The 16,100-nt window shown below is 71.8% G+C and carries 12 protein-coding genes; 3 read left to right on the plus strand and 9 right to left on the minus strand.

What is annotated here, in order from left to right; translation table 11 throughout:
- Positions 1-10: 10 nt before the first annotated feature.
- Positions 11-1,729 carry an ATP-binding protein gene (locus tag ACIO3P_RS10095; protein ID WP_401848142.1) on the plus strand — a complete coding sequence of 573 codons (1,719 nt, stop codon included), beginning with the start codon at positions 11-13 and terminating at the stop codon, positions 1,727-1,729.
- On the plus strand, positions 1,726-2,403 hold the full coding sequence (locus ACIO3P_RS10100; RefSeq protein WP_329822516.1) for a response regulator: 678 nt from the start codon (positions 1,726-1,728) through the stop codon (positions 2,401-2,403). The genes ACIO3P_RS10095 and ACIO3P_RS10100 overlap by 4 nt, the downstream gene beginning before the upstream one ends.
- A gap of 60 nt (positions 2,404-2,463) precedes the next feature.
- On the opposite strand, the gene ACIO3P_RS10105 is transcribed toward ACIO3P_RS10100, so the two are convergent.
- The 3 genes from ACIO3P_RS10105 to ACIO3P_RS10115 all read right to left on the minus strand — a co-directional run bounded on the left by ACIO3P_RS10105 (position 2,464) and on the right by ACIO3P_RS10115 (position 6,938).
- Positions 2,464-4,062 (minus strand): cation acetate symporter, encoded by a 1,599-nt coding sequence (locus ACIO3P_RS10105; RefSeq protein WP_401848140.1) that lies wholly within the window; start codon positions 4,060-4,062, stop codon positions 2,464-2,466.
- Complete coding sequence (locus ACIO3P_RS10110; protein WP_401848139.1) at positions 4,059-4,616, minus strand: DUF485 domain-containing protein; 558 nt, start codon at positions 4,614-4,616, stop codon at positions 4,059-4,061. Before ACIO3P_RS10110 ends, ACIO3P_RS10105 begins: the two co-directional genes overlap by 4 nt.
- 198 nt (positions 4,617-4,814) lie before the next feature.
- Entirely contained in the window at positions 4,815-6,938 is a 2,124-nt protein-coding gene (locus tag ACIO3P_RS10115; protein WP_329822519.1) for a DNA topoisomerase IV subunit B, read from the minus strand.
- 458 nt (positions 6,939-7,396) lie between these two features.
- Between ACIO3P_RS10115 and ACIO3P_RS10120 the strand changes: the two genes are divergently transcribed.
- Positions 7,397-7,627: a hypothetical protein gene (locus ACIO3P_RS10120; protein WP_114662714.1), complete on the plus strand. Its 231-nt coding sequence runs from the start codon at positions 7,397-7,399 to the stop codon at positions 7,625-7,627.
- Between the two features lie 148 nt (positions 7,628-7,775).
- Here ACIO3P_RS10120 and ACIO3P_RS10125 read toward each other — a convergent pair whose 3' ends face one another.
- The 6 genes from ACIO3P_RS10125 to ACIO3P_RS10150 form a co-directional block, all read right to left on the minus strand.
- Positions 7,776-8,633: a serine protease gene (locus tag ACIO3P_RS10125; protein ID WP_329822520.1), complete on the minus strand. Its 858-nt coding sequence runs from the start codon at positions 8,631-8,633 to the stop codon at positions 7,776-7,778.
- Positions 8,634-8,862: 229 nt separating this feature from the next.
- On the minus strand, positions 8,863-10,404 hold the full coding sequence (locus ACIO3P_RS10130; RefSeq protein WP_329822521.1) for an RNA polymerase sigma factor: 1,542 nt from the start codon (positions 10,402-10,404) through the stop codon (positions 8,863-8,865).
- Positions 10,405-10,744: 340 nt separating this feature from the next.
- A complete protein-coding gene (locus ACIO3P_RS10135; protein WP_329822522.1) occupies positions 10,745-11,632 on the minus strand; it encodes a FadR/GntR family transcriptional regulator in 888 nt (295 codons plus the stop codon).
- A gap of 159 nt (positions 11,633-11,791) precedes the next feature.
- Positions 11,792-13,663 (minus strand): ATP-binding cassette domain-containing protein, encoded by a 1,872-nt coding sequence (locus ACIO3P_RS10140; RefSeq protein ID WP_401848137.1) that lies wholly within the window; start codon positions 13,661-13,663, stop codon positions 11,792-11,794.
- 135 nt (positions 13,664-13,798) lie between these two features.
- The gene (locus tag ACIO3P_RS10145; RefSeq protein WP_329822524.1) at positions 13,799-14,563 is read right to left on the minus strand and encodes an NUDIX domain-containing protein; all 765 of its coding nucleotides are present in this window, start codon (positions 14,561-14,563) and stop codon (positions 13,799-13,801) included.
- Positions 14,564-14,715: 152 nt separating this feature from the next.
- Positions 14,716-16,026: a DUF4192 domain-containing protein gene (locus tag ACIO3P_RS10150; RefSeq protein ID WP_401848135.1), complete on the minus strand. Its 1,311-nt coding sequence runs from the start codon at positions 16,024-16,026 to the stop codon at positions 14,716-14,718.
- Positions 16,027-16,100: the final 74 nt, after the last annotated feature.

Here is a 16,100-nt window from a genome sequence, read left to right on the forward strand (position 1 = left end):
GTTCGTGTACATGAGTGCCGGACCGAGCACCGCGGGCGGACGACGAAGATTCGGCTGGCCGCGCCGGGTCTTCTCCCAGGTGCTGCTGATGCAGCTCGCCATCGCCGCGGGCGTCACCGTGCTGGCCACCGGCCTCTTCCTGGCCCCCTTCAGCGCCGAGCTGGACGACCAGGCGATGCGCCGCGCGCTCGCGATCGCCGAGACCACCGCCTCCGTACCCGTCGCCGAGGACCTGCTGGCCACCCGGCCGACGGTCGAAGGACCCGTACAGGCCGAGGCCGAACGGATCAGGCGGGCCACCGGCGCCGAGTACGTCGTGGTCATGGACAAGCGCGGGGTGCGCTGGTCCCACACCGACGTCGACGAGATCGGCAGGGTCGTCTCCACCGACCCCAGCGACGCCCTCGCCGGCAAGGACGTCATGGAGCTGGACAACGGCACGCTCGGCCGCTCCGCCCGGGGCAAGGTGCCGCTGCGCGACAGCCACGGCACGATCGTCGGCGCCGTCTCGGTCGGGATCGCGTACGACAGCGTCCGCGACCGGCTCCTCGCCGCGATCCCCGGGCTCCTCGCGTACGCGGGCGCCGCCCTGGCGGCCGGGGCGCTCGCCGCGTACCTGATCTCCAGGCGTCTCCAGCGCCGGACCCACGACCTGGCGTTCTCCGACATCTCGGCCCTGCTCACCGAGCGTGAGGCCATGCTGCACAGCCTGCGCGAGGGCGTCGTCGCGCTGGACGGCTTCGGCCGGATCCGGCTGATGAACGACGAGGCGCAGCGGCTGCTGGGGCTCGGTCCCGACGCGACGGGCCGTCCGCTCGGCGAGGTGCTGGGCGAAGGCCGTACCACCGAGGTGCTGACCGGGCGGGTACGGGGCGAGGACCTGCTCACCGTACGGGGCAGCCGCGTCCTGGTCGCCAACCGGATGCCCACCGACGACGGGGGCGCGGTCGTCACCCTGCGCGACCGCACCGAGCTGGAGCGGCTCGGCCGGGAGCTGGACGCCACCCGCGGGCTGATCGACGCCCTGCGCGCCCAGGACCACGAGCACGCGAACCGGATGCACACACTGCTGGGGCTGCTGGAGCTGGAGCTGCACGAGGAGGCGGTGGAGTTCGTCACCGAGGTGGTCGGGGTGCACCGGGCCACCGCCGAGCAGATCACCGAGCGGATCCACGACCCTCTCCCGGCCGCCCTGCTGGTCGGCAAGGCGACGGTCGCCGCCGAGCGCGGCGTGTCCCTGCGGCTGGCGCCCGCCACCCTGCTGCCCGACCGGCTGGTGGACCCGCAGGGCCTGGTCACGATCGTGGGCAACCTCGTCGACAACGCGCTGGACGCGGCGGTCGGTTCCCCGGAGCCGCGTATCGAGGTGGAGCTGCGCGCCGAGGGCCGTACCGTCGTGGCGGTGGTCTCCGACAGCGGCCCCGGGATCCCCGAGGAGCGGCGCGAGCTGGTCTTCACAGAGGGCTGGTCGACCAAGAAGCCGCCGGCGCACGGCAGGCGCGGGCTCGGCCTCGCCCTGGTCCGCAGGCTCGCGGAGCGGCAGGGCGGCAGCGCGCGGGTGGGCTCGGCGGCGGGCGGCGGCGCGCGGTTCACGGTCGTCCTCCCTGAGGCGCTGACCGAGGCCGGGCAGGAGGGCACCCCGGGGCCCGTGGGATCCGAGGGGCCTGTGGGACCCGATCCCTCGGCCGGTACGTCACAGGAGCAGGCGACGGCAGGGGAGAGACAATGATCGATGTACTGGTCGTGGACGACGACGTCCGCGTCGCGCGCATCAACACGGCCTATGTGGCCAAGGTGGCCGGCTTCCGCGTCGTCGCCCAGGCCCACTCCGCCGCGGAAGCGCTGACCAGCATCTCCGAGCACGCCGTCGATCTGATCCTGCTCGACCACTACCTGCCGGACGAGAACGGGCTCGCCGTCGTCCGTGAGCTGCGGCGGCTCGGCCACCAGACCGATGTGATCATGGTGACGGCCGCGCGCGATGTCGCCACCGTCCAGTCGGCGATGCGCCACGGCGCGCTCCAGTACCTGGTCAAACCGTTCAATTTCGCCGGACTGCGGGCCAAGCTGGAGGCGTACGCGACGCTCCGCCGCACCCTGGAGAGCGGCGGCGAGGCGGAGCAGTCGGAGGTGGACCGGATGTTCGGGGCGCTCTCCGCAGCGAGCGCCCCCTCCCTCCCCAAGGGCCACTCCCCCACCACAGCCGAGCTGATCCGTCAGGTGCTCATGAAGGCCGAAGGGCCGCTCTCGGCCCAGGAGATCGCGGAGCACGCGGGGATGAGCCGGCAGACCGCGCAGCGCTATCTCAAGCTGCTGGAGCAGTCGGGGCGGGTACGGCTGACGCTGCGGTACGGCGAGACGGGGCGCCCGGAGCACCGCTACGCGTGGGCGGCGAGCGTCTGACGTACGGGGGGCGCCGGGCTTCCCCAGGACCGTACCGCCCCCGTACCGCACAGGGACCCGTCAGACCGCTCCCGCGCCGGTCAGCGACCTGACCTCGGTCTCCGCGTGGCGGGCCGCGTCCGGCGGCTCGGTGGAGGTGACCGTACCGATCCACCCGGCGAGGAAGCCCAGCGGGATCGAGACCAGTCCCGGGTTCTCCAGCGGGAAGACATGGAAGTCGACCCCGGGGAGGACGGACGCGGGGCTCCCCGACACCACCGGCGAGAGCGCCACCAGCAGGAGAGCCGGGATCAGCCCGCCGTAGACGGACCAGACGGCGCCGCGCGTGGTGAAGTTCCGCCAGAACAGCGAGTAGAGCAGCACCGGCAGATTGGCCGAGGCGGCGACGGCGAAGGCGAGCCCCACCAGGAAGGCGACGTTCAGCTCCTGTGCGAGCAGGCTGAGCGCGATGGCGACGGCGCCGATACCGGCCGCGGCGATCCGCGCCACCGCGACCTCGCCGCGTGGCGTGGAGCCGGGGCGCCGGCGCCGCAGCGAGGCGTACAGGTCGTGGGCGACGGAGGCCGAGGAGGCGAGGGTGATGCCCGCGACGACGGCGAGGATGGTGGCGAAGGCGATGGCGGCGACCACGGCGAACAGGATCGTTCCGCCGGTCGAACCGGCGCCGCCGCCGAGTGCGAGCGCGAGCAGCGGCACCGCGGTGTTCCCCGCGGCGTTGGAGGTACGGACGGCGTCCGAGCCGATGAGGGCCGCGGCGCCGAAGCCGAGCACGATCGTCATCAGGTAGAAGCCGCCGATGAGTCCGATGGACCAGACGACCGAGCGGCGGGCGGCGCGCGCGGTCGGCACGGTGTAGAAGCGCGACAGGATGTGCGGCAGCCCGGCCGTGCCGAGGACGAGGGCGAGCCCCAGGCTGATGAAGTCGAGGCGCGCGGTCCAGTCGCCGCCGTACTTCAGCCCGGGGACGAGGAAGCCGGCGCCGTGGCCGCTGTGGGCGGCGGCGCTGTTCAGCAGCGCGTTGACGTCGCCGTGGAAGCGGACCAGGACGAGTACGGTCAGCGCGACGGCACCGGCCAGCAGCAGGACCGCCTTGACGATCTGGATCCAGGTCGTGGCGCGCATCCCGCCGAGCGAGACGTAGACGACCATCAGCGCGCCCACGCCGATCACGGTCCAGGTGCGCGCGGCGCCGCTCGTCCCGCCGAGGAGCAGCGCGACCAGGCTCCCCGCGCCGACCATCTGCGCGACGAGGTAGAGCACGGAGACGGTGACGGAGGAGGTGCCCGCGGCGATCCGGACGGGCCGCTCGGCCATCCGGGAGGCGACGACGTCGGCGAGGGTGAACCGGCCGCAGTTACGGACGAGTTCGGCGACCAGGAAGAGGACGACCAGCCAGGCGACGAGGAAGCCGACCGAGTAGAGCATGCCGTCGTAGCCGAAGAGGGCTATCAGACCGGAGATGCCGAGGAAGGAGGCGGCGGACATGTAGTCGCCGGCTATGGCGAAGCCGTTCTCCATGGGCGAGAAGAGCCGGCCGCCGGCGTAGAACTCCTCGGCGGTGCCGTGGCGGTGGCGGCTCACCCAGGTGGTGATGGCGAGGGTGACCGCGACGAACGCGCTGAACAGCACCAGGGCCAGGGTCTGGTGGTCGCCGCTCATCGCCCGTCCCTCTCGCCCGTCCGGGCCGTCCCGGACGCCGCGGACGGCCCGGACGGCCCGTCGCGCTCGGCCTTCGCCGCGCGCTCGTGGTCGAAGACGGCCCAGCGCAGTTCGAGCGCCGCGCGGTCCCGGTGCAGCCGGGCGTGGCGGGCGTACGCCCAGGTCAGCAGGAAGGTGGAGAGGAACTGTCCGAGACCGGCGGCCATCGCCACGTTCACCGCGCCCACCACCGGCCGGGCCATCAGCTCCGGCGCGGCGGTCGCGGCGACGACGTACGCCAAGTACCAGACGAAGAAGGCGAGCGAGGCGGGGACGACGAACCTCCGGTACCTGCCGCGTACTTCCTGGAAGGCGGCGCTGCGCTGGACCTCCCGGTAGATGTCGGCGGCTGGCCGGCCCGCTCCGGCCGCGTCCCCCCGGCCGGGGCGCGGCCCGGGCCCGGAGGCCGTACCCGCCCCCGTACCGTCCGGGTCGCCCCAGTCCGAGGCCAGCGCGTCGTACCACGGGTCGTCGAGCCGCACCGCTGCGGCGTCGCGCCCTTCCTGCTTCTCCACCGGTCAACTCTCCTTGTCAGCGAACCGTTTCGGCGCGCGTAGCAAGGATGGTCGGAGCACGGGGACCGGCTGTCGGTCTCTCCCCGACTTCACCCCATCAGGTGATGTCTGTCCCGGGTGGAGGAACGGCCTCCACCCGTGGGTGGAGGCCGTGTCCCGCGCCGTGCGTGCCCCGCGAGCTGCCCGGGGCGGTGGTGGTCAGGCGTCGATGCGCGAGCGGTCCAGGGTCGCGGCGGAGCTGGTGATGAACTCCTTGCGGGGCGCCACCTCGTTGCCCATCAGCAGATCGAAGATCTGCTCGGACGACTCCAGGTCGCCGATGTTGATGCGCCGCAGGGTGCGGTGGCGCGGGTCCATCGTCGTCTCCGCGAGCTGGTCGGCGTCCATCTCTCCGAGGCCCTTGTAGCGCTGGATGGAGTCCTTGAACCGGATGTTCTTGCGCTGGTACTCCAGCAACGTCTGGCGCAGCTCGTTGTCCGAGTACGTGTACACGTACTTGTCCTGGCCCTTCTTGGGCTGGACCAGCTCGATCCGGTGCAGCGGCGGTACGGCGGCGTAGACGCGGCCCGCCTCCACCATCGGACGCATGTAGCGCTGGAAGAGCGTGAGCAGCAGGATGCGGATGTGAGCGCCGTCGACATCGGCGTCGACGAGGAGCACGATCTTGCCGTAGCGGGCGGCGTCGATGTCGAAGGTCCGGCCCGAGCCCGCCCCTATGACCTGGATGATCGCTCCGCACTCGGCGTTCTTGAGCATGTCCGTGACGGATGCCTTCTGGACATTGAGGATCTTGCCGCGGATCGGCAGCAGCGCCTGGAACTCGCTGTTCCTGGCGAGCTTCGCCGTACCGAGCGCGGAGTCCCCCTCCACGATGAACAGCTCGCTGCGGTCCACGTCGTCGCTGCGGCAGTCGGCGAGCTTGGCCGGCAGCGAGGAGGACTCCAGCGCGGTCTTCCTGCGCTGCGCGTCCTTGTGCTGGCGGGCCGCGATCCGGGTGCGGGCGGCGGCGACCGCCTTCTCCAGTACGGCGCGGGCCTGCGCCTTCGCGTCGCGCTTCGTCGAGGTCAGGAACTCCTTGAGCTCCTTGGCGATGACGTTGGCGACGATCCGGTTGGCCGCCGAGGTGCCCAGGACCTCCTTGGTCTGGCCCTCGAACTGGGGCTCCGCGAGCCGCACCGTGACCACGGCGGTGAGACCTTCCAGGGCGTCGTCCTTGACGATGTCGTCCTCGGCGACGCGCAGCATCTTGGCCGAGCGCAGCACCTCGTTGACGGTTTTGGTCAGGGAACGCTCGAATCCGCTCACATGGGTGCCGCCCTTGGGGGTGGCGATGATGTTGACGAACGACTTGAGCGTCGTGTCGTACCCGGTGCCCCAGCGCAGCGCCACATCGACGCCCAGCTCGCGGGTGACCTCGGTGGGGGTCATGTGGCCCCGGTCGTCCAGGACCGGCACGGTCTCCTTGAAGGTGCCCTGGCCGGTGAGGCGCAGCACGTCGCAGACGGCCTTGTCCTGCGCCAGGTACTCGCAGAACTCGCTGATGCCGCCGTCGAAGCGGAAGGTGTCCTCGACCGGGCCGCCCGCGCCCTCGTCGATGCCCCGCTCGTCCCGAACGACGATGGTCAGCCCGGGGACCAGGAAGGCGGTCTGGCGGGCGCGCTGGTGCAGCGTCTCCAGGGAGAGCTTGGCGTCCTTGAGGAAGATCTGCCGGTCGGCCCAGTAGCGCACGCGGGTGCCGATACGGTTCTTGGGCACCCGCTTCGCCTTGCGCAGCCCGTTCGCGGGGTCGAAGGGGCTGTCGGGTCCCTGCTCGGTGAACATTCCGGGGACACCGCGCCGGAAGCTGATCGCGTGGGTGGTGCCGTTGCGGTCCACCTCGACGTCGAGACGGGCGGAGAGGGCGTTGACGACGGAGGCGCCCACGCCGTGCAGACCGCCCGAGGCCGCGTACGAGCCGCCGCCGAACTTGCCGCCCGCGTGGAGCTTGGTCATCACGACCTCGACGCCGGAGAGCCCCGTCTTGGGCTCGACGTCGACGGGGATGCCCCGGCCGTTGTCCTTGACCTCGACCGAGCCGTCCTCGTGGAGGATCACGTCGATGCGGTCGCAGTGTCCGCCCAGGGCCTCGTCGACGGAGTTGTCGATGATTTCCCAGAGGCAGTGCATGAGGCCGCGGCTGTCGGTCGACCCGATGTACATTCCGGGGCGTTTGCGGACCGCTTCGAGTCCTTCAAGGACGAGCAGGTGCCGCGCGGTGTAGTTGGAGCCGTCACGGTCTGCTGTCAGCAGCGCTGTGGACGGCACGGACGTATCGGCGGTCACGCGGGTTCGCTCCTCGCTGAATTTGAGATGTGGCCCCGTGGGGTAAAGGCCCGGCGTCTGTCACCGGTCAGAGGGTACAGAGCCCTGGTAGAGCCGTTGTCACGCCACCCTCGCGAATTCTTATGCTAGTCCAAGGTCGCATACGTGTTCGATCCTTCGTCGGAGTGAAGCACACATCACGTTCCCTTCCAGGCATGAACCATTTAGGCTCCGGGCACGTCCTCATCAACAACCGGCAAGCCGGCCGGCGCAGGACACACCCCTTGACCACAATCTGCAAGCAACGCGAAACCCGTAGTGCGAAGCCCAGCGATGCAATACGGCTCATTCGCCGCCAACCGCCAGCAGCCAGCCACGACGGAAGAAAATTTCGAGGAAAAGCCGCGAGCGGGAACGTTTTCGGCCTGGTTGGATGTTGACCCTGGTACGACAGCTCGTCGAGCTAGAGAAGAGGCGACGTGACTACTGTTCTGACCCCCGCGAGCCCCCTGACGGCGGCTGACCGCTGCGACCGGTGCGGCGCCCAGGCCTATCTGCGCGTCCTCCTGTCCAGCGGTGGTGAACTGCTCTTCTGCGCCCACCACGGACGCAAGTTCGAGCCGGAACTCAAGAAGATCGCCGCGGAAATACAGGATGAGACCGACCGACTGACGGCCGTCCCGGCCGGCGGTGGTGAAGAGGAACGCTGACACCTCGCATCCACACGACGAGCCAAGGGTCGGCCCGCTGACCGGCCGACGGGCGGCCATCCCGCGACAGCGCGGGGTGGCCGCCCGTTCTCATGCCCGCGGCCCGGCATGCGCCCTGACCGGCGCCCCGGCCCGCCCGGCCGCCGGGTCAGGGCGCCCGCCGGGCCGCGAGGGCGTCGGCGACCGGCTCCACCGCCGTACTGACCCGGGTGTAGACCCCCGGGTTCCCCGCCTTTCCGCAGCCGCTGCCCCAGGAGACGAGCCCGATGAGCCGCCCTTCGGCCACCAGCGGCCCGCCGCTGTCGCCCTGGCACGCGTCGTGCCCGCCCGCCGGGTCGCCCGCGCAGAGCATCGTGGTGGCCTCGTAACGGCCTCCACGGGCCCCTGAGGCGCCCGGGTAGGCCCGCTCGCACTCCGCGTCCCTGAGGACCGTCACAGGCGCCGAGCGCAGCGCCTCCGCGTAGTCGCCGCCGCCCGTGGTGTCGCCCCAGCCCAGGACCGCGGCGTCCGTGCCGGGCTCGGTGGCGGGGTCACGCTCCTCCGCCGGCCGGATCGCGTACGCCGCGGGCAGCGCCCTCGACAGGGTCAGCACCGCGAGGTCCGCCGCGTTCGTCTCCGGGTCGTACGCGGGGTCGACGAGGACGGAGCGTACGGGCACCTCATGCCCTCCCGGGCCGCGCAGCCGGTCGCGCCCGGCGATGACCCGCAGGTCCCGTACGGCGTCCGGGGCCGCGCCGAGGACGTCCCGGCCCATGCAGTGGGCGGCCGTCAGCACCTTCGTCGGCGCCACCACCACGCCCCCGCAGAACTGGCCCGCCCTCGTACCCCCGAAACGGTCACGGCTGGAGAGCGCGACGACCCAGGGGTTGTCCTCGACCCGGACCTGCTTCCCTCCGATGATCACGCTGTCGGCGGTGGCGGAAGCGGGCGCACCGAGCGGCAGCAGGGCGACCGCGGCGATCAGGGCCAGACCTCCGGTCGACATGCGGGCAAGGGAACGGCGCATACGGGCTCCTGACTCTCGGTGGACAGTGACGCTCGGCGGACAGTGATCTACCCAGAGTCAGTCACCCGGACGGGTCCCGCACCCCCGCGCACAGCGCGAAGACCCGGATCCTGGTGGCATCCGGGTCTTCACTCGTGCTTCGCGCGCCCTCTGGCGCGTCCTGGACCGGTCCGGATAAGGGACCGGTCCAACCCGCTCCGTCGGGCAGCGCCGACCAGTGCGGCGCCGACTAGTCCAGGTAGTCGCGCAGAACCTGCGACCGGGACGGGTGGCGCAGCTTCGACATCGTCTTGGACTCGATCTGGCGGATGCGCTCACGCGTCACCCCGTAGACCTTGCCGATCTCGTCCAGCGTCTTGGGCTGGCCGTCGGTGAGACCGAAGCGCATGGAGACCACACCCGCCTCCCGCTCGGAGAGCGTGTCCAGCACCGAGTGGAGCTGCTCCTGGAGGAGGGTGAAGCTCACCGCGTCGGCCGGGACGACCGCCTCGGAGTCCTCGATGAGGTCACCGAACTCGCTGTCACCGTCCTCGCCGAGCGGGGTGTGCAGGGAGATCGGCTCACGGCCGTACTTCTGGACCTCGATGACCTTCTCGGGGGTCATGTCGAGTTCCTTGGCCAGCTCCTCCGGGGTGGGCTCGCGGCCCAGGTCCTGGAGCATCTGGCGCTGCACGCGCGCGAGCTTGTTGATGACCTCGACCATGTGCACCGGGATACGGATGGTGCGGGCCTGGTCGGCCATGGCGCGGGTGATCGCCTGCCGGATCCACCAGGTGGCGTACGTGGAGAACTTGTAGCCCTTGGTGTAGTCGAACTTCTCGACCGCGCGGATCAGACCGAGGTTGCCCTCCTGGATCAGGTCCAGGAAGAGCATGCCGCGGCCGGTGTAGCGCTTGGCCAGCGAGACGACCAGACGGAGGTTGGCCTCCAGCAGGTGGTTCTTGGCGCGGCGGCCGTCCTCGGCGATGATCTCCAGCTCGCGCTTGAGCTTGGGCGCGAGCTTGTCGGAGTTGGCCAGCTTGTCCTCGGCGAAGAGACCGGCCTCGATGCGCTTGGCCAGCTCGACCTCCTGCTCCGCGTTGAGGAGCGGGACCTTGCCGATCTGCTTCAGGTAGTCCTTGACGGGGTCGGCGGTGGCACCGGCGACGGCGACCTGCTGCGCGGGAGCGTCGTCCTCGTCGTCGTCGGAGAGGACGAAGCCCTTGTTCTCGCCCTCGGTCTCCTCCTCCTCGCCCTTTCCTGCCTGGATCTCCTCGGTCGGCTCGTCGCCGTCGACGACCTCGTCGGAGTCCTTCTTGCCCGCGGTCTTCTTCGCCGTCGTCTTCTTGGCGGCGGTCTTCTTGACGGTCGCCTTCTTGGCGACGGTCTTCTTGGCCGCCGCCTTCTTGGCGGGGGCGACGGAGTCGTCGGCGGCGACGCCCTCCGCCGTCGGGGCGGCGGTGGCCGCGACGGTCTTGGTCACGGTCGTCTTGGCCGTGACCGTCTTGGTGGCGGTGCGCTTGACCGGGCTCTTCGCTGCGACGCTCTTGCGGGTGCGCTTCGGCGACTCCGCGGCACTGACCATCAGCGTCACACCCTCTTCCTCGAGGATCTGGTTGAGGCTGCGCAGAACATTCTTCCACTGGGTTGGCGGAATCTGGTCGGCCTCGAAGGCGCGACGCACGTCATCGCCGGCGATCTGCCCATCAGCCTTTCCCCGCTCGATGAGCGCCATCACAGACTCGGACTCGGCGATCTCCGGCGGGAGCGTACGGGATGTGCTGGCCGACACGAACAACCTCTCGGAACGATGGAAACGGCTTCCGGCCCCGCCCATGATCGGGCCGGAGCCGACGACCGTCGGCTGGGGATGTCGCCGACGACGCGGGCTGGACCTCGGAGACGAATACAGCGCCACATGTGGCGGTCGCATTCCCTCCTCGGCTGTCACCTCTTAGGTCATCGCCCTGCCTCCAGGAGTGTTACGCCCAATCCGCGTGGCCCGAGTCACACCCCATTTACGGCAAAGCGGCCAGAAGCGGGATTCACCGTCCCACCGTCGCGTCGCCGGACCTCCGGGTCCGGCGACACACGACGCGTACATCCCCGTACGCCCTGGCCCCGGGGAGTGGTCAGTGTTCGCGCGGCGCCGGTACGACACGCTCCACATCGGGCTGGACGGTGAGCAGTTGACGCATGGCCGATTCCGCGGCGTGCGCGTCCCCGGAAGCGAGGGCGTCGGCGATCCGCGCGTGGTGGTCGAGCGACACCTCCGTGGGCCGGTCACAACCGGTGACCGGACCGCCGGAGACCTGGAGGGCGGCGGACACGATCCCCGAAAGGTGCTCCAGCATCCGGTTTCCGGCGAGCTGGATCAGCAGGGAGTGATATTCGGCGTCCGCCCGTGCGAAGGTGATCGCGTCCCCCTGGGCGAGGGCGTGGCCCATGATCCCGACCATGTCCGCGAGGCGCTGCTGCACATCGGCCCGGCCGTGGCCGGCCGCCAGCCGCGCGGCGAGGGGCTCGATCGTCCAGCGCAGCTCGCTCAGCTCACGGCGCTGGTCGTCGCGCTGCGGTCCGAAAGCACGCCATTCGATGATGTCGGGGTCGAGCAGATTCCAGTCACTGACCGGCCGGACCCGGGTACCGACATTGGGCCGGGCGCTCACGAGCCCCTTCGCCTCAAGAACGCGCAGGGACTCCCGCACCACCGTGCGGGAGACCTCGAAGCGCTGGCCGATCTCCTCGGGGACGAGCGGCCGGTCGGCGCCCAGATCACCGGAGACGATCATCTGTCCGAGCTGCTGGACGAGTTGGCCGTGCAGTCCGCGGCCCCGGCTGCTCGTCGTACGCCGTCCCACCCGGCCCAGATCGGTGTCGGCGCCGTCCCACACGGGTGCGGCCATACGGTCGGCGTTGGGCGCCTCGGCGAAGGGGTAGCGGTCGAGTTCACCCGGCTCGGCGAGGCCGGACTCGGCGGAGCGGGCGGCGGTCATCATGGTGTGCGCAAGGGTACTCACGCATCCTTTGTCGGCGTTGCTTCCGCGCGCCTTGAGGTCTTTGGTGAAAAGCACACGAAAGGGTGATCGGCGCCCGCCCTTCGATTGACGCCTTATCGGAAAGAAGCGGGCTTTATCAGGGGAGTTACGGCCATGAGATGACTCTCCGGTCGTACGTGGTCACCAACGGGCCCTGCGGCGAAGGCCGGTGAGCAGATACGCGCAGAGCAGGGCCGACAGCGACAGGGTGAGCGCCGCGGCGACCGGCTGGGCCGCGAGTCTGAACGTCGCCGTCAGCCACTGGTCCGCCTGGTGCGGCCAGACCGGCCAGGCCATGTCACGCAGTCTGCCGGGGAGTCCGGCGACGGAGCGCGCGGAGGGCCCGGCGAACACCTTCTGCAGCAACGGGACGACCAGGGTCGGTACGGCGACGACGGCGGCCATGCCCGCGATCGCGATCCGGAAGACCCCGGCGCCGAGCAGTCCCGCCCAGGCACAGCCGACCGCGAGTCCGGCCCAACCCACGCCCAGGGAGGCCCAGTTGTCCGGTACGGGGACGGCGTCGGCACCGTACACGAGGCGGAGCGCCGCGCCGTCGGCGAGCACCGCGAGGAGCGCGAGGAGCAGGGCCGTGCCGCCCGTGACGGCGAGCTTGGCGAGGAGCAGGGCGAGACGGCGCGGGACGGTGCCGCGCGCGCCGGCGAGGGTGGGGTGGCGGTACTCGTCGGCGAAAGAGAGCGCGCCGATCAGTCCGGCGCCGAGGACGGCGGGCGGCAGGGGCAGGATCGCGGGCCAGGCGGCGAGCAGTCCGGGCAGCGGGGTTCCGCCGGTACGGCCGAGGGGGACGGCGAGGGCCACGGAGGCGAACAGCACGGCGACCATGATCAACGGCGCGGTACGGACGCCGACCATGCGGCGCAGCTCGTAACGGACGGGCCGGAGCGGGGAGCGGGCCGGGCGGCCGGGCAGGGGCGTCGGGAGCGGGGCGGGACCTTCGGCGCGGGATCCCGTGCGGACGTCGGTGCGGACCTCCGCACGGACCTCTGTACGGACTTCCGCGCGGGCCTCCGGAGCGGCGGCGGGGCCCGGCACGGAGCCGGACGGGAGTACGGAGCCGGACGGAGGTGCGGATACGGGTGCGGAGCCGGACGCGGATGACGGCGCCGCTCCGGGCCACGGGCCCATGTCGCCGATCTCGTCGGCGAGCTGATGGACGAGGACGCCGTGCCGGAAGGCGGTCTCCCCGATCTCCGGGCAACTGCTGCCGTAGACGGTGAGCAGGCTGCCCGCCTCGGCGACCACCTCGACGGAGCGCCGGCCCGCGCGGGCCTCGCGGCTCAGCGCGTCGGCGAGCCGGGCGGCGTGCGGGGTCCTGACGGCGACGCGGGGGCGCAGCCGGGTGCGGGCGAAGGACGCGGTGTCCTGGTCGGCCACGAGACGGCCCTCGTCGAGGGTGACGACACGGTCCGAGACGCGGGCGGCCTCCTTGGGGTCCTCCGTGGTGTAGAGCACGGTGCCGCCCTGGCCCGCGTGGGCGCGCAGCAGCCCGTGCAGCCAGCTCTTCTCGCGCGGCGAGAGCTCCGCCGACGGCTCGTCGAGCAGCAGGGTGTGCGGGTCGCCCAGCAGCGCGACGGCGAGGCCGAGCCTGCGGTCCGTACCGAGCGACAGGGAGCCGAGCCGTTCGTCGCGCAGGGGGGCGAGCCCGACGACGTCGAGGAGTTCGTCGGCGCGCGAGGCGGGCACCCCGGCGGCGGCGCAGACCAGCTTGAGCTGCCCGCGGACGGTACGCGCCGGATGGCCGGGCACATCGCCGAGGAGCACGCCGATCTCGCGGGCCGGGTGGGCGACGCGGTGGAGCGGACGCCCGCGGAAGTAGGTGACGCCGCGGCCCGGTTCGAGTTCGAGCATCAGCCGGAGCGCGGTGCTCTTGCCCGCGCCGGAGGCGCCGAGGAGCGCCGTGACCGAGCCCGGCCGCGCCTCGAAGGTCAGATCGTCCACGGCGGGCGGGAGATCTCGGCGGGGGGAACTGGTCAGTCCGATGGCCTGGAGCATCGCTTCTCTCGCGGGGAGGTGAGACCGCTCGACGGCAGCGGGTACCGCAGCACGATAACGCGATATGTCTGATTTGCCAGGTAAGAGCGGCCATCCGGGCCCCGCCCGTCGGATCTCCGGGCCGGGCCTCGCGCGTCAGACCTCGGGGCGCAGCATCGGCGGGTTGAGTACGGTCGCCCCGCCCGCCCGGAACAACTGCGCGGGCCGACCGCCCTGGCGGGTGGTGGTGCCCCCGGACGGGACCAGGAAGCCCGGGGTGCCGGTGACCTTGCGGTGGAAGTTGCGGGGGTCGAGCACCACGCCCCACACCGCCTCGTACACCCTGCGCAGCTCCCCGACGGTGAACTCGGACGGGCAGAACGCCGTGGCGAGCGAGGAGTACTCGATCTTGGAGCGGGCCCGCTCCACCCCGTCCGCGAGGATCCGGGCGTGGTCGAAGGCGAGTGGGGCGGGCTGTTCGTCCTCCCGGCCGAACCCGCCTTCCTGGCTGAGCAGCGCGTCGACCGGGGCCCAGCGCGCGCTGTTGGCGTCTCCCCCGGCCCGCGGCGCGGGCAGGTCGGGCGAGAGCGCGAGATGCGCCACGCTGACCACCCGCATCCGGGGATCGCGCCCGGGGTCGCCGTACGTGGCGAGCTGTTCGAGGTGGGCGGCGTTCCCGGGCGCCGGGGAGACCGGGTCGTGGGCGCAGAGCCCCGTCTCCTCGACCAGTTCGCGCGCCGCGGCGCCCGCCAGGTCCTCGTCGGCCTTGACGAAGCCGCCGGGCAGCGCCCACCGCCCCTGGAACGGCGGCTCACCGCGCCGCACGACCAGCGCGCAGAGCGCGTGACGGCGCACGGTGAGCACCACCAAGTCGACGGTGACAGCGAATGCCGGGTAGGCCGAGGGGTCGTAGGGCGCCATGCCGCGATCTTAGTCGTCTGCCTGACGATAAACACTCCTTCCGTCATTCACGCCTGCTTCCCTTCACGCCCGATGCCGTTCACGCCCACTGCCCTTCACCCCCGCTGACGTTCACGCCCCCGCTGACGTACACGCCCACTTCTTCCCGGCCGTCAACGGCGGCTCCTGGTCCCGCGCTGTCCGCCGCGCCGTACCGCGCGGTCCTGGTCGCGTCCCGCCCCGGCGCCGGGGCGCGGCTGCTTCGGCTCGGGGGGCTTCCGTGCCCTGGGCGGCCGCGCGGGCCGGGGCTTGGCTCGGCGGGCCGTGGCGCGCGGGCCCGGCAGCGCGCGGGCGACGCGCTCCTCGCGCAGACAGCGGCGCAGTGTCTCGGGGTCCAGGCCCTCGTTGCACGCCTGGTGGAGCAGTTGGGCGAAGACGTACTTCGGGTCGAGGCGCAGGGCGAGCCCGAGGGCGACCCTGGCCCCCACGTCGTCCCCGGTGGACCAGGCGACCCAGCCGGCCAGGGTCAGCGGGGCGGTGGCGTGTTCCGCGTAGGGGCCGACGCAGCGGCGGGACAGCGCGCGCCAGAGCCGTAACGCGGGCGCGGCGTCGGGCCCTTCCATCCACTCCGCGGCCCGGTCCCGGGTCTCGCGGTCCTGGAGGCCGAGGATGACGGCGGCGGCCTCGTCGTCCCCGATGAGCCGGTCGTCCTCGGTGTCCGTGCCGGTCCGGTCGTCGGCCCCTGCCCCGACCAGCCGTTCGACGAGGGAACGGGCCAGCGTCAGCGTCTCGGCGCCGACCTGTTCCCGGCTCCCGCTGATCAGGATCCTGGGCACGAGGGAGGCGCCGGCGCGGTCGAGCGCCCGTTCCTGCGCCTCGACGGCGGCGGGGGTGGTCCAGGGCGCCAGCCGCGCCTCCATCTCGCGCAGCGACCCCCGCACCTGGACCCCGGCGTAGGCGGCGGCAGCGGCCATCACCGACGTGCCCGGCAGGGCGAGACCGGTCCCTTCGAGGGGACAGCAGCGCTGGTCGGGGCAGCAGTAGGACCAGAAGCGGCCGTCGGAGATGCAGAGCACCTCGTGCACGGGGACGTCGAGGCCGCCGCACGCGGTGCGCAGCCGCTGGGCCAGGGGGCGCAGCCGTTCCATCACCTGTCGGCCCGTCTCGCCGGGGCCCGGGTCCTGGCAGAGGAAGGCGACGATGCCGTCCGGACGGGCGCCCCGGCGCTCGCTGCCGTCGATCAGGCACTCGGCGAGCTGGTCGGCGACGGGCGGCCACTCCTGGGGCGAGCGGGGGATGCCGAGCCTGAGCCGCCCGCCGAAGCGTCCGCGCTCGCCGTGCAGGGCGACCATGACGACGGAGTCGGTGGGATGGAATCCGAGGAGATAGGGCAGGGCGTCGGCGAGCTCCGCGGGACTGCGCAGGGTGATCTGCTGCTGGTCGGCGGATCCGGTCGGTTCGTGGTGTTCGCGGTGCTGGTTCATGACTCGACCGTGCCGGATTCCGCCGGATCCCGCTGACCCTGTGGATAACTCTTTTCCACAGGCCGCCGACCGCA

It is taken from the genome of Streptomyces sp. NPDC087310, from assembly GCF_044744405.1.
In the GTDB taxonomy this organism is placed as follows: Bacteria; Actinomycetota; Actinomycetes; order Streptomycetales; family Streptomycetaceae; genus Streptomyces.

Excerpts from the sequence above, each read along its gene's own strand:
- ACIO3P_RS10095 (WP_401848142.1), top strand. The coding sequence starts at position 11 with ATGAGTGCCGGACCGAGCACCGCGGGCGGACGACGAAGATTCGGCTGG.
- ACIO3P_RS10100 (WP_329822516.1), top strand. The coding sequence starts at position 1,726 with ATGATCGATGTACTGGTCGTGGACGACGACGTCCGCGTCGCGCGCATC.
- ACIO3P_RS10105 (WP_401848140.1), bottom strand. The coding sequence starts at position 4,062 with ATGAGCGGCGACCACCAGACCCTGGCCCTGGTGCTGTTCAGCGCGTTC.
- ACIO3P_RS10125 (WP_329822520.1), bottom strand. The coding sequence starts at position 8,633 with ATGCGCCGTTCCCTTGCCCGCATGTCGACCGGAGGTCTGGCCCTGATC.
- ACIO3P_RS10140 (WP_401848137.1), bottom strand. The coding sequence starts at position 13,663 with ATGCTCCAGGCCATCGGACTGACCAGTTCCCCCCGCCGAGATCTCCCG.
- ACIO3P_RS10145 (WP_329822524.1), bottom strand. The coding sequence starts at position 14,563 with ATGGCGCCCTACGACCCCTCGGCCTACCCGGCATTCGCTGTCACCGTC.
- ACIO3P_RS10150 (WP_401848135.1), bottom strand. The coding sequence starts at position 16,026 with ATGAACCAGCACCGCGAACACCACGAACCGACCGGATCCGCCGACCAG.